Annotated in this window: 2 protein-coding genes; both read left to right on the forward strand. The window is 63.4% G+C overall.

The features are described 5' to 3' along the window. Positions 1–98: 98 nt before the first annotated feature. Entirely contained in the window at positions 99–15146 is a 15048-nt protein-coding gene (locus J3U87_RS28080; RefSeq protein WP_237379105.1) for an Ig-like domain-containing protein, read from the forward strand. Positions 15147–15159: 13 nt separating this feature from the next. Further along, positions 15160–15573 (forward strand): hypothetical protein, encoded by a 414-nt coding sequence (locus J3U87_RS28085; RefSeq protein WP_237379106.1) that lies wholly within the window; start codon positions 15160–15162, stop codon positions 15571–15573. Positions 15574–15746 lie beyond the last annotated feature (173 nt).

A 15746-nucleotide genomic window follows, 5' to 3' on the forward strand; every position in this document is an offset into this window, starting at 1 on the left:
GCCTCGGCCGCATCTCGCCGAGGTCCGTCTCGACACCGGGCTTTTCACGCCCCAAACGCCAACCGACTGTGCTGAAATCGTGGATGGGGGATTGCCGTATGATTCGCCGCTTCATGTTCGCCGCATTGCTGATGTCTTTGGGCTTGGCGAAATCACCACTGACCGCGCAGCCGGAAGCGGTCGTGACTCCCGCGGCGCTGGGTATCCCCGCCACCCTGTTGGCTGGTGGGGCGGAAGACTGCGCCGGCGCGGCTTTGACGATCGATGGTGAGATCCTGGTGGACTTCACCTCGGCGACGGCGACCCTCTCTGACCCCGCGCTCGCCCCCTTTTTCACGTTTACGCGCGAAGGTGAAAACCCTGCGGCTTGGACCGCCAGCTTCGATTTCGGCAACCGCCCCGTGATCATCGGCGGCCAGGCCCGCATCGCGACCTTTGCCGGTCCGGATCGACCCGCGCCCGCGCTCCACATACATTCGCGCTGTTCGATCGCGATCTCGCTCGGCGCCTCGGTCTCGATCGCCGCAAACAACGCGGCCACCGGCAATCTCTGGATCACCTCGTTTGGCTCGATCCGCATCGCAGGCACCGTGGCCAACACAATCACCGGCACCTTCGGCCGCGCGGGCGATCTCGTCGTCGCTTCGCTCGGCCCCTTGACCGTCGAATCCACCGCCTCGATCCGCCTGGCCGGAGCCCAGGAAGGCACCGGTGACTTGAGCCTCGCCAGCTTTGGGCCAGGCGCCGACACCACCATCCTCGGCCTTGTCGACGCGGTCCATTACGCCAACCGCGCGCCTACCGTGCGCCTAGCCAGTTTCGGCGGGAACCTGACCCTGGACGGCACCACCTTCACCGGCCTGGAACGCAGCGGCAGCTCGTTCCTGCGCCGCGGCACCGGCGTCCGGCTCCGCGGTGAAGGGGTGCCCGCGTCGACGGCCCTCCGGGCGCAGGCCGCCGGCAACCTCACGATTCGCGGCCCACGGCCACCCCGGTTCGCGGATGGCGAGGAGCTTTCCTTCCCGCTCGATTTCGAGCGCGACGGCGCCGCTCCCCTTCCGGTCACGGTCACGCTTTCGCAAAGCGGCGAGAACACCGTCAGATTGGCGCTGTCGACCACGACCGCGAACGCCCATTTCCGCGGGTTGTTCCTGAATCTGCCGGCCAGTCTGAACCCCGCCGAGCTGCGTATCGAAAGCACCGACCTGACCCAGCAGATCTACCTGATTCGCGACGGAGTAGACGGCATCTCCGGCGCTTGGATGGCGCCGGTCGGCGGCTGGGACCTGGGATTGGGCATTTTTGACGGCACTTCGGCCGAGCTGCGCCTCATGGCACCCGGGCTACGGCCCATCGACCTGTTGGGCACGCAGCGTGACGGCTGGGCGATGGCCGTCGCGGTCGAGCTGCCCGCGTCCGCGGATTCGTCCGAAAGCGCGACCAAAACGGACCAACTCTACCGCATGTTGCTGCCCGATCCGGGTTTCGATCTCAGTCGAGGTCAAGGTGCCCTGGCGCTCACCAGCAAGGGCATCGGCGGGCAGATAAGTTTGCGGGCGCTGGGCGGCACCATCGAACTGCTCGACCATGCCGTCGACCACCGCAACCCCGACAACAGCGCCAGTCGCGTCTCGATCGAGGCCCAAGGCGCCGTCCGCTTTGCCTCGGCGGCAGACCAACCGGCCATTACGATCGCCAATCCCGGCGGGGTCACTCAGGTTCGCTCCCACGGGGCGGGCGTGGCCGTCGCGGCCGGTATCACCCTCGACGCCACGGGCGGCAGTCATGCGTTGGCCTCCTGCGCGGGCCTGGACATCGCCGGAACCGTGACTCCGGCCGACAGCGACCCCAGCGACGACACCGGCCCCTGCGCGCTCGCCCCGGAAGTGGCCATCACCGAGCCAGAAAACGATGCCCTGGTGACCAGCCAACCCTTCGAGGTCCGCGGCACCGCCTCACCTTCTCGGGCACAACTCACGGTGAACGGCGCGCTCGTCGAGATCGGCGAAGACGGGTCATGGCAGACTCAGCTCAGCGGCGAAGAAGGCCTCTTCACCATCGTCGCCGAATCGAGCCTGGATCAAGCCAGCGCCACCGACACGCGCACCGTCCGCATCGACACGATGCCGCCCCTCGTGACCATCCAGGCACCCGAACGCCTGATCCGCGGTGGTCGTCACGACATCGGCGTCCTCGCGGCGGATCCCTCTCCGATTCAGGCCATCACCCTTCAGGCCGGCAGGCAGACATATCCGGTCGTCCATGACCGCGACCGGGCTTCGTTCACCTTGGACATCGCCGATGACGATCCAAACCCCACCATGGTGTTGCGTGCCCAGGCCTCGGATCGCGCCGGTCACGTGGGACTTGCCGAGTTGACGCTGCCGATCGTCGATCCCGCCGACCTGCCGGACATCGCGCTGACGGTCAACGCGCCCGACACCGAATCGGCCTTCCGCGAACCGGGCCAAACCCTTCGGGGCAGCGTGGTGCCTGCAGGTGCCGAGGTGCGCGTCAACGGTGTGCCCATCACCGTCGACCCGGGCGGGACCTTCGAACACGCGGTTACCTTGGGCGACGGCGTCAATACCTACCTCTTTAGAGCCACCCACGGCGGTTATCGCCCGGCCACGGCCAAACGCGACCTCTATTTGGACCTGGAGCCGCCGAGCATCGTCATCCTCCGCCCCGAGGACCCTCACGAAACCAACCTGCCGGAAATCGAAGTCGCCGGTCGCGTGGCCGACCGGTACGCCGACATTGCGTCATTCACCCGTGTCGGCGAGGACGTGCCCCTAACCGACGGCACCTTCCGCGAAACGGTTCCGCTCACCCCGGGCACCCAGTCGCTGACCTACCGGGCCGTCGACACCATGGGCAACAGCGCCGAGGTGACCTTGCACGTCACACGACAAACCGAACCGCCGCGCATCACCCTCAGCCATCCGGTTACCGTTCTGCCAGGAGGCTCGTTTGCCCTCGCCGCGACGCCCGAGCCATCCGCCAACATCACCCGGTTCGAAGTGTCGCTCAACGGTGTGCCGATCCACCAGGCCGCCGACGGCACGCCCTTCCTGGGCGAACAGCGCCACGACGGAACCAGCGACGAGATTCTCGTGCAGGCTCGGGCCGTCGACCGCTTCGGCAACCGAGCGGAGCAGACCGGCCGGGTCACCGTAGCCCGCGCCCACCGACTCCATGGAACCCTGCTGTTCGACGCCACCAGCCATCCCGCCGCCAATCTGCCCGTTCGCGTGACCACGCCCCACGAAACCCGCGACCTGACTTCGGATTCGGACGGCAGGTTCGAGGCCTACGTCAACGGCATGCCGGTGACGGTCACGGTCGAGGTGCCCGAGTATCTGACGATGGTTCGCCGAATCGAGACCGATCAGCCCAGCACGCGCCTGGCCGATTTCCGATTGACGTCCAAAGCCGAAGCCAACGGCAGTGGCGATGCGCGTGCCATCAGCGGCTATGCGACGCTGGATTTGATCGGTTTCGGCGGCGAAACCCGGCTCTCCCCCTTTGGCACCCAGGCCCTTCCGGCCTTGTTGCCCATCGGGTTTTCACCCGCCGGAGGATTCAACCTGGAGGCCTCCAGCAACGGTCGCCTGCAATGCCGGCTGGAGCAACTGCCCGAATCTAGCCTTGGCGCCGCGCTGTATGCGCTCCAGCGCGAGAGTCACGCTTGGCGCGTGCTGGCGCGCGAAAACCTGGGCACGTCGTCACTCGATCTCGCCCTCGACGACCTCGGCACCGGAGACTACCTCTTCGCGGTCCGCGACACCTGGAGCCCCCTTCCCGCACCCGAGCCAGGCGCCCTCCTCGAGCGACATGCCTTTCCCCTGGTACCACCCGGCACCCAGGCGACCGCGGGCTGTGATCCCGAGCGGGTCGACTTGCTCCAGGAACCCGCCACCCGGGTCCAGGCCCGTTTCGCCACCGATGGGCATATCCCCTCCGGCGCCCTGGCTCGCCTCACCAGCGCCGAACATCACGAACGTTTCTCCGAAACACTCAATCTGCCCGATGCGCACTTCGACCTCTTCTGTTACAGCCTGGGCTTCGGTGACCAAAACCAGCCCAGCCGCCTGGGCGGCGTCTTGGCGGTTCGTGCTCAAGCCGAGGTCGATCTCGATTTGACCCGCTCCGGTTACTTACATTTCAGTGCCTACCCCGGCGTGTCCGATCCGGCCTCGTTCCTCGCAGATCGACCCCTTCACGATCTGGGTTCGGTCACCCTCGATTTCACCGCAGCCGTAACGCAAAACCTGGTGGTCGACAGCCGCGCCGTCCCGACCGACGGTTTGCCGTTGATCGGCGGGGCCGAATCTCTGGCGGGGTTCGAGCTGCGGGTAGGCGGTACCTTGCCAAACGATCCGATTGTCAGGTTGGATCGGCCATCCGAAAGCCGGCCGCTGGTGCTGTTGCGCCGCGAAACGCGAACCCGTTGGTCCTTCGCGGCCCTGCTCCGGCCGGATCCCGATCGGCCCGGTCAATTGACAGCCCACACCGACGGGAGCATGGCCGCTGGCGGTACCTTCGCGGTCGTGGCCCTCAACGAACCGGTGACGCTGATTTCCGGGCGAGCCACCCTAGACGGATCCGGGATCGAGGGCGTCGAGATCGCCTGCGACCACCATCCCTGGTTCGCCCTCAGTGATGACGACGGGGCCTATCGCCAAGTGGTGTTCCAACGCGATCCCGCCGGAACGATCGAAGCCTACCACGCCGCACGCCACCTCGGCGGTCGATTGGCCCTGTCGTCCACTGTCGGCCGCACCGAGCTGACCGGCCGAGATCTGGACCTGAGTGCGGCAGGTTTTCGCGTCGTCGGCACCGCGCCTCCCCCGGGTGAAACACACGTGCCGCGCAACCACGCCATCGTCATCGCTTTCAACCGGCCAGTGGGTCGCGATAGCGCCAACATCGCCGCCAACCTCCGACTCGCGACCAGCGACGGGAGAGATGTACCGGTCTCGACCCTGGTCTCACCCGGTCGGTTGGAAATCGAGGTGGCGCCGCAAGTCAACTTACAGCCAGGGCGTGGTTACCGCCTGACCGTGGAAGCCGGCCTGCTCGGTTTGCACGGCGACACCTTGGCCGAGTCGCACCAGGTGAATTTCACGACCGCCTTCCCCGAAATTTCCGTCATCGACCTGAGCCGTTTCTACCTGGAACACGAATCCGATCGAACCTACCTGATCGGGCCCGCCGAAACTTACCCTGCCGGAACCCGGCTCACCGCCACCCTGGCCCTCCGCCAAGAGTCGTTCGACTTCACCCTCGCCGGCGGCCCCTTTCGCGGAGAAGTCCGCTACGAGCCCGGGCAAGTGTTGTTGTTGGAGGCCGTGACGCCCGACGGCGCGATCCATCGCCAGACAGTCACGACCCTGCGCGTCGACGGTGGGTGGCAACTCGGCTCCAGTCCGTTCACGATGCGAATCAGCGATCGGCTCGATCTCGCCATCGATGCCGTCGACTACCCCGGCACCGTGATCGTGTCGACACAGCCCACCAGCGCGGCCGACCTGGCTTCCGACCTCGTGGAGGTCTCCGCACTGCATGGGTTCGCAGATTGGGCCCCACTTGCCGGCGTCGACCTGAACTGGCAAGGCCAGGGTGACCGTCCACCGCCGCTCAAAGGACGCATCCTGATCGACCCGGGCGACACGGACGACCTGGCCGACCTGATCTTGACGGCCGTCTTCCCTCCGGTCGCCGCCCCCGCCGATCCAACCCGTCCGGAAGTGCTCAGTCCGATTCCGACCGCGGCCATCCAGGCGACCGTTCGGCGCATCGATGGGCGTTGGGACGGTTTTGAGCCCGAGGCGTCCGGTCGGTTGAGCCTCGCCTTCGATCTCGGTCAATCGCCGGTTCCCGGCCTACCCCCGACGAATCCGGGCAAGGCCAAACGGGCACAAGGTTTCAACCTGGCGCGCATGACGACCATGGTCAAAAGCGGGGCCAATCCCTACACTTATCAATTCCAGCAAGTGGACGTCGCCAGCGTTCCCCATGCCGACATCGAGCGCAGGTCGTTCGAGCCCCATGCCTGGCATGACCGCGTACCCGGGATGGTTCCCGTCGTGGGCGCACCCATCTACCGCGCTTCGCTGCCGGCCGAGGGCATCCCCGAATACCACTTCATGGGCGTCACCGGCGACAACGGCCGGGCGATCGCCCATTACAACGGCATCACGCAGAGCTTCTTCGCCGTCGATCCCGCCACCGGCCAATTGGTCGGGACCGATATCGTCACCGACGCCACCCACCATGACCGCACGGGCCGCGCGGATCGACGCCGCGTGTTGTCCCAGGGTCTTCTCGATCCGGCCGCCTACCTTGCCGAGCAGGCTGGCGACGACCCCCAACCGCCGCGCCTCCAGCTCGACTGGCAGGTCTTCGACACCCGCGAGGGCCAACCGGTCTACAACGCCGGGCAGACCGAACGCCTGCGCGGCAACGTCCTTCTCGCCGCGGACGGCCGCTTCATCCGCCTCACCGTCAACAGCGACCAGCCCGTCACCGCCGCGCGGCTCGACGTCTCGGGGCTGGGTTCGCCACCGCCGCGACCGGCAAACCAACCCAATCGAGTGGTTTTCGACGTCGGCGGCGGTGCCGTGAGCAACCAGGGCCTGATCCATCTGGAGCTGGTGGTCGAGAACGAAGCCGGGTTGTCCGCGACCGTCCAACGCGACATCCTGATCCGGGAAACCGGGCAAACCGTGCGCCCCCTCGACGGCGTGGCGCCGCGCGTCGTGGCGCACGTTCCCGACAAGAACGCGCGCGATATCCCCGTGGATACCCGCTTCTACATCGGTTTCAGCGAACCGGTCACGGGGATCTCCGAATCGCGGGTCACGCTTACCGGGAACCGCGACATCCCGCTGCGGTTCATCGATCACAACGGTGACGAGATCCAGCCCGACAGCATCGTGGACCGCATGTACCTCGAGACCAAGGTGCCAATGTCGCTCGGCGCACAGCACACCCTGACCATCACCGGGCTGCGCGATACCAACCCCGACGATCCGCCGTTTCAACCGTTCACACTGACGTTCACCACGGCGGAGTTGCGCGATTCGGAGGCCATCCAGCCCGACCTCCACACGCCCCATTGGGTTGTCGGTAACGGCGCGGTTACGACGCTGCGCAATCTCGTGCTCTACATCCATCAGGCGCGTGACAACGACACCAATCCGGTGCTCGACCTCTACGACGCGCGCGCGGCGGGACGGCCCATGGCGCTCAAAAGTCGCCATCCCTTGATCATGGACGCCGAGGCCCCCGACTCTCAAACATGGAATTACCGCATCTGCCTGTTCACGCCCGAGGAGCTGGAAATCGGCGATGGGCTCGAAGGCGGTGGGCCCTTGGATTTCGCGCGGCTCGAAGACCGCACGCGCCTGCCCCTCGACGATTTGCCCTCCGGTTCGGTACTCGCCGTAGCGGTCCTGAACCAACACCGCGCCCATTACGACAACCGACCTTTCCTCTTCCTGTTCCGATACGGTGCCGGTGGTTTCGATTTCATCAAGAAGCATCCGTTGGACACCCATCCCGGCGTGCCCTTCGCGCTCGACAAAACCGGCCCCTACCTGTTCGTCGGGTTTCTCGCCGCTCTGGGCCAGAACGGTGGAACCACCGCCTTCGACATGCGCGTGTTGCTCGATCCCAGTCGCCGACCCGAATCCGAAAGCGACCGGCCGCGCGCCGCCGAACTCAGGCAGGAGGGCGTGGCTTCGATGTATCGCTCGCCCGGCAGCGTGACCGGCCTGGTCGCCTTCAATCGCACCGAGGGCGGCGCGCAGGTGCCCACGTTCCTCGCCGCCGGCGCCCAATTCCCCGCGATCTATCATTTCGATCCCGGCATGCCCGCCAGCGTGCACGCCTCGCCCGATCTCGATCAGGTCGTCTACGACACCCGCCTGTTGCACACCACCAACTACCCCAACCTGGGCGATAGAGGTAAACCGTTCGGCACCGATGCCGGGGTGGCCGAAGATCTCAGCTTTGTGGATCCCGCCGACCGCCGGCGCAAGACCCGCGACATCGCCGTGTTCAGCTATTCCCGAATCCAAGAGGGCGGATCCGCGGGAACGCTGCAGGTGTACGTCCTGCCCAGCGGCGGACCCAGCCAGGAACCGTTGGCACCCGTTTTCGAACTGGGATTCGAACCGGGTATCGGGGCCATGGCCGTCGACGCCGAAACCGGGCTTGTCGCGGTGGCCGACGCCGTGGGCCGCTACAGTATTCTGGATCTGCGCGCCTTGCTGGAATCCGGCGATGCCAGCTCCAACCTGGGATTCGCCCACGCCGCCTTCCTGTTCCCGCCGCGGGCCGGTCAGTTCTGGAGCATGACCTTCCACGATGGGAACCTGCTCGCCTTGGATCACCAGGGTCTGCGTCGGATCAACGTGGTGCCCCGACCCTATCGTACCGTCGGTTGGGAAATCCTCGACCTCAAACGCTGGACCCGGAGCCGCGAAAGCACGGTCAGCTTCGACACGGTCGACTTCAACCCCTACATCGTGTTCCACGCCACCGACGACGTCTTTCGGGCGGAGGACGCGATGGCCTTCCACATGGAAGTGGGCAGCTTCGCGGTTCAGATGCTTTCACGCGGCAAGGTCACGCTCACCTTCGAGCGCGACGGCACGACCGCTCTGCCCGAGCTCAGCCAGACCACCCAGCGCGACGCCGCCCACCTACTCACGTTCAACACCCGGTCGTTGGTCGATCACTATCGCGACGGTGCCGCCGACGATCTCCGAAGCAGCGGTGTCCACGCCTGGCAGGTGCGGTACCGCATCGAGGACGAGCTGGGCCAACTGGTGGAGCACAACGCCTTTCCGTTTCTCGTCGCCTACCACCCGCCAGCCACCGACTACCTGGACGGGATGCGCCATATCCAGGGCCTCGACGCGTTGGCGCGCATGCCCGATTTACTGGCAGTCGATCATCGCGATTCGAGCTTGGACGCGCGACTCGACATCTCGCCGCGCCGGGTCTACAACCATCACTTCGCCTACGAACCCCAGCGGTTCGGGGTGGGCATGGCCGACGGGCAACTCCTTTACATGGCCATGCCGGTTTGGTGGGCCCTGTCGGGCGAGCGTGCCCTGCCGGAGGGTTTCCACACCGGTGAGCGGGCCGTGCAGCGGGTCGTCTTCCAGCAGCCGGGGGCGTTTCGCCTTTCGGCCGAGCCTGACCGCGAAGGGCGCGTGCTCGACGTCCGCGACGACCTGCTGACCCAAATCCATCGCGACGAGAACGGGTGGGTGCTCGACCACCGCCAATCGATGATCTACCGCCTGTCCGCCCGGGCCACGACCCTCCCCACCTATCCCGCGCTGTTCGCCCATTGGAACCGTCACTTGGAGGGCCGCGACGATGTGGCCGACCAACTCCGGTATCCTGTCTTCCGTTTCCGAACGGGTATCGATGGGCCCGACAACCTGTTGCATCCCGTGCCACTGGCCGAACAGGTGATGCCGCCCTGGGGCAACCGCATGACCTTCGTGTCGGGAGGAGGCCCCTCCGACGCCCCCAACCAGATCACGGAAGAAGTAGCCGACGCGGGGGGTCGTCGGCACCTGACCACCACCTTTGCAGGCACGGAGGTCGGCTCCCTCGTGGACAGCTTGACGACCGCCCACGGTCTCCAACTGGACTACGATCACGACGACGAAGGCTATCTGACCACGCTGACCACGAACAGCAATGGCCTTTCTCGGCGCCAGATGCGCTACACATGGGAGGCCATCGGCCCGCCGCTCGGATCCTTCCAGCTCAAGCGCTTGACGGCGATGACCGCGGTGGGCGGTGACTCCGGCGATGTTCGGCATGCGTTCAGCTATGAGGGCTCGGGTACGGTCGTTTCGGGTTTGATCGGTCCGTTCGGCTCACAGCCCCTGACCGTCCGCGAAACCAACGGCTTGCCCAGCTCGGTCACCCTCGCCGGCGTGGGCGGTGCGCCCGACGCGGTGGTTACCTTCAGCCTCCAGGAGGGCATGCTCCTCTCCAGCGGCTACCGCCGCGGCAGCACGCCGTTCTCTCTGGCTTGGATGAAACGGGATGGGGACGGTCGCTTTACCTGGCGCCTGAGCGCCGACAGTTATCTCGGTCAGCAGTTCGGTTACGACAATCTAGGCCGCATGACCCGGCACACCCAGTTGGAAGGAAGCGAAAATTGGGCGTTCGACCATGCCGCGCCCTTCCTCGAGTCGCCCAGCAGCTACACCGATCCGTTGCGGATCACCTTCGCTTTGGGCGTCAATGCCCAGCAGCGCGGCATTCAGGTTGGGGAGCGCGGGATCACCACCTTTTTATCCCCGAGCGGCGCTCCGATCAGGCAAAGAAACCTCTTGGGTCACCAACGCAACGTCGAAGGATCGCGTTTCTATGCGCCACACGGTACCGACGTCGAGAGCCATGCCGGTCGGGTCACCACGGTTCGGGTGCCGGGCCGGAGCGTCGCGGCCGAAACGGTCGCCTACAACCGGTTCGGCGAACCCGAGGTCGTCACGAGCATGGGCATCGAGCGGGTGTTGCAGTACGACGACGTGGGCCGGCTCGCCACGGTGACCGACATCAACGACGAGCAGATCGTCTACGACTATAGCTACGAGAACGGCCTGCTGCGAACCGTGGCCACCCACGTCCCTTCAGGACTGGTGGAGACCACCGACCGCGATCTCTTGGGTCGGCTGGTGCACGTGTTCGTCGATCACGACCAGGGCCGCGATGCCGTTCGCTATCGCTACGATCAACTCAGCCGACTCGAAATGATCGAGGACCTCGTCAACGAGGGCCGTGACACTACGTTCGTCTATTACGGGAACACCGATCTGCCCACCCAAGTGATCCAACCCGGCGTGGTCGTGGACTTTCCCTATGACGATACACGTTGGCAGCCAAGGGTTGACGGAGCCACTCTCACGATAGACGGGCTCAGCGAGAGCATCCCCTTCGGCACCGACATCTTCGGTCGGGTTACCCGCACCAGGCTGGACGACGTGGGTGAAGTCGCGATCAGCTACGATGCGTTCGGGGTCGCGAAGACGATCGCGGAAACCGGCGAGGGCGGTGAACGCATCGCGCTGGATTACGGCGCCGGTCAGGTCCACGTCGACAACGGGTTTGCCGACCTCGAGGGAAGCATGACATGGCGCGATCCCGCCGGACTCACCCGCGACATGGTGCTGGAAGGGTCGAGTTTGGATTCCGGACGAATCCAACTGGGACATCGGACGGTGATCCGCGACATGCTGGGTGTGTCCCCGCACGGTCACCATATCGCCACCACCGCCACCAATCCCGAGACGCTGGTGCCACGCGGCGCGGCCATCAACGCCCGCGGCGGATTCGCGGGCGCGGGGTTCGGCCACCTGGCCATCACAGCACCCACCGCCAACACCTACGGCCAGCCCACGACCATCGCCGGCAGTGTGCAGGGCAGCTTGGATTACGACGCCTACGGTCGCGTCACCAAGGTCGATACGGTCCACGGGCACCAGGCCACACTGGGCTACGATGAGCTGGGACGGCTCGGCGACGGCCGCGACGTGCGCGGCAAAATTGTCGCCTTCGATTACGCAGACGCCACGCCCGACCTGGTGCAGGTCACCAAGACCGACGACGCCGCCGACGCCGTCACCGTGCACCACACCCCCGACCGGAACGCATCCGACGACACCACTTGGCTGGATCAGACCACCTCCGTGCGAACCGAGACGCCAGGCGAGGTGTACACCATCCGCCGCGACGACAAAACGGCGACGATCCGCTTCGACCTCGATACCGGCCAACTCCTCGAGATCGTCGATTTCGAGCAGCAGGCCACCACGTTCTCGTGGCAGGACTACGGTCGGGGCGTCATCCAAACCCATCCCGATCAGCGCACCGAAACCTATCGCTTCGACGGGCTGGGCAACCTCAAGTCCTGGGAGCACAGCTATGGCGATCGGTTCGAGGCGACCCGCGACAGCGACAACCGGCTGCAGCGCATCCAGACGCGGGAATACGCCTACGACTTCGCCTGGACCGGCACCATCCTGACCGGCATCACCGGCGGCCGTGAGGACCTTCGCCTCCGCGATCACAACCTGCTCGGCCTGCCGGAGCGGATCGAGGTGGGCGACGTCGCCACCTACGACATCGATTACCACCGCGGCGGGCGGGTGCGCTGCATCATCACCCGACCCAAGGGCGGCCTGCCCACCGAGCGTCGCTACAACAGTTTCGGCGATTTGACCTTCCTGCGCCGCCACCACCAATTCGTCAGTTACAGCTACAACCAGTGGGGATACCCCGTCAGCATGACGCTCGGCACGGGCGAGACCTACGAGTTGCACCAGGACAAGCAGCGCATGAACCTGCCAGGGGTGGTCTTGCACAACGACGAGGCGGGCCAAGTGGTGCGGGTCGAGCAGGCGGGCATGCAGGACAAGCTGTTGACCCACGACGGCAACGGCCAGGTGACGAACATCACGATCGGTGGCGAGACCCAGCAAACGTTTCACCGTGAGGCCGGCCAGGTCCGCGAGATCACCACGCACGCCGCGGATTTCCAGGCCGAACACTACCGCATCGACTGGACGGACGGGAAGCCCCGCCAAATCCTGAAAGACCAACTGGTGATGGAGCGGTTCCAATATTTCGAGGCTCAGGAGAGCCGCGCCAACCCGGCCCAGACGGGCCAGCTCAAGAGTCACCAGGACCCGAACGGTATTTGGACCGATTTCCGCTACGACGCACAGGGCCACCTACGGCAGCTCTCGATCCGGGAAGGGCCGACGATCGATTATCGCTACGATGCCGCCGGCAACGTCACCTCGGTCCAGGCAATGGGCATGGGCACGCGCTTCGACAACTACGAAAACGGCATACCGGCCGGGATGACCTGGGGCAATGGTACTCGGTTCCGGGTGGATCAGACGGAGGGCCGGCTGACGGGCATCGAGGAAGAAGGCGGCGAGCTGGGGATCCGTCTGAACTGGGACAACCTGGACACCTCGGGCCCGATCTGTACCGATCCCGAGGGAACGGCCTACCACGGCCCGACGATCCGCGGGTTGGAGCGTCTCGGACCGGGCTTCGTCGAGCGGATGAGCCCTCGGTACGACGCGCACGGAAAGCTGACCGGTACGGGGATCGAGCGGGACTTCGGCGGCACGACCCAGACCTTCGACGAGGATTACGGCGAGGTCGTCCACGACATCATGTCCCAACTGGTGCGTACGGCCGGACCGCAGAAGGCGCCACTGGTGAATGCAGCCAATACCCGCGACGGGGCGGCCGACGACCGCCGCATTCTGGAACAGGGCGCGCACCGATTCCACTACGACGCGGCGGTGGGCAACCTGACGGGGCTGGACTACGGCGAGGGGAACCGGCACCAACTCCTCTACGACGGGTTTCGCCGCTTGCGGGAGATCCGCAGCGCGGACGGCGGCATCCAGACCTTCGCCTACGACCTGCGGCACCGGCGGGTCAGCGCCACGTCGCAGGCGACGGACGGTCGCCTGGTGTACGTCTACCAGGGATCGCGGGTGGTGGCGGTCGGTATCCAGCGCGAGGGCGAAGTGGTGCAGTGGACCCACGTCATCGGCCACGGCCCGCTGGGCCCGACGTTCCTGAAGGACCTGACGGGCTCGGGCTACGACGCCTACATCCTGACGGACCACCTGGGCACGCCCTTCGCGTGGCAGAACGCCGCCACGGGGGAGGTCCGCTACACGCCGTACAGCCCGTGGGGCGAGCTGCTGGCGACCGCGCCGGGTCGCGCGCCGCCCTACGCGGGCGGGCAGAGCCTGCCGTCCGAAGGGCTGGCACTCGCGGGAGACGCCCTGTTCCCCACCCCACCGCTGGGCTTGGGCGGGCACCCCTACGACCACGACACCGGGCTGGTGTACATGCACCACCGGTTCTACCACCCGAGGTTGGGTCACTTCTTGAATCCCGACTACCGCGAGCCGGACATCTACGACATCAGCACGATCAACGAACCCTACGCGTACGCCGGCGCCAACCCCTTCCTGTTCTGGGACCCGGATGGGCTGGCCCATCGGACCTCGTACAGAGACGCTGATGACAATGTCTATTGGCAGGAGTATTCAGAAGATCAACGAAAACTCATAGAAATGGGCGGTGATTTCGAGGTCTCAATCAATGGTGAGCTCTATTTAGTAGAAGGATCAAGCATTCCCATAATGGATCCAATCAAAAGGGTTCAATGGGTGAATTCTGGAGGTCCGATCAGATGGTTAACAGGGAGAACCGATCTTAAGCGATTTGATCATGCAGCTTTCACAAGGAGAGCAGCAGCAATCACGGCCAGTACATCTACGGCTGCTGTTGGTGGAAGGGTGATCTCCGGTGCGGGTCGAGCAAGCTTGGCTGCTGGTAGAAATACCTGGTGGTTCCTCAGGAATCCCGTTGTTGGAAGCAAATGGATTTACTACTCGCTGTCCAATATTCTTTTGACGCCACAAGGTGCCTTAATTGGTGAAGAAGCATTACGTGGTACGTTTGAGGCCGTCACGGGTGTGGAGACGGGACTATCGGTCAATGATCTAATACCGGCATACGGAAAGCGGAAGGTAGCTAAGGAAGCTCTCGATACAATGGATGAGCTGCTTGCTCCTTTTAGGTCTAAGGCTGATGAAATAATAGAAAGCGCCCGAATAAACTGGTCTGCACTTGATGGATGGGAGATGACAGTTAGTCCTTCAGGGAACACCGTCATTTCAACCACCATGTTAAATAAAATATTATTCGGAGAAAGAGTTTTACCTGGCAATACATTAAGAGGCGGGCACTCAAGTTTAATAAACGAGATGAATCCAGATTATGCAGTTGAGGTATTAAGCACTAATCCTAATGGAACTCGTGTTGTAAAATTTATTACTCAGTATTCAGATGGCAATTTATCAAAAATCAAAAAAAGCACTCTATTCCCTAACTCTTGGAGTGATAGTGACATTATTCAAGCAATATTGGAAGTAGGTGATTCGCCAGCTATTTTTAGCCAAATAAATAATCAAGCGACAATGCATCGGTTAATTGTAAAGGGTATCGAAGTCGAGGTATTCAAAATTGGCCCTCGGGTAATATCGGCTTATCCAACAGGAAATTAACAAGGAGAAAACCATGGAAAACCATGAGACATTTATCACCTATATCAATAGGAATCACTCAATTGATTTCTGGTCAGATATCGGGATAGATCACGCAATTACTTTGGCAAAACAATTATCCAAAAGCGATTGGGATTTCATATGCAAAACTTGGAAATCTGAAACTAACTTAGTTCAATCAAGAATCGCTGAATTAATTAGTGAAATTTCATTTTGGAACGATGAATTGTTTAACATGCTCTTAGAAATGCTCAGGTCAGACAATCGCGAAGTCTCCGAAGCTAGCCTAGATACTCTTAACTCAATCGTTCAGACCAGCCCAAACAAGCTGGATTATAAGAAAATCGACAAGGCCCTGCAGAACATTAAAGAGCGAGACATTATTTTCAACACAATACTCCGCTCTCTCAAAAAAAACACGCAATAAATCAAGAATCCTCCTTTTCCCTGTTACAAAGAAACACCAAGAGCCAAAAAAAATGGCTTGAATTCCGAGGCAATAGCCAAGATGTAGCTCTACTTTCCGAGAGAACAGGTATCGACACTCAAATTTTATCCAAAGTAAAAGAACATTACTTTTTCACTAAACACAAAATGCCG

Origin of the sequence: Sulfidibacter corallicola (genome assembly GCF_017498545.1) — a bacterium.
GTDB lineage: Bacteria > Acidobacteriota > Holophagae > Acanthopleuribacterales > Acanthopleuribacteraceae > Sulfidibacter > Sulfidibacter corallicola.

What these genes read in the sequence shown, in the direction of transcription:
- J3U87_RS28080 (WP_237379105.1), top strand. Translation starts at nt 99, where the DNA reads ATGATTCGCCGCTTCATGTTCGCCGCATTGCTGATGTCTTTGGGCTTG.
- J3U87_RS28085 (WP_237379106.1), top strand. Translation starts at nt 15,160, where the DNA reads ATGGAAAACCATGAGACATTTATCACCTATATCAATAGGAATCACTCA.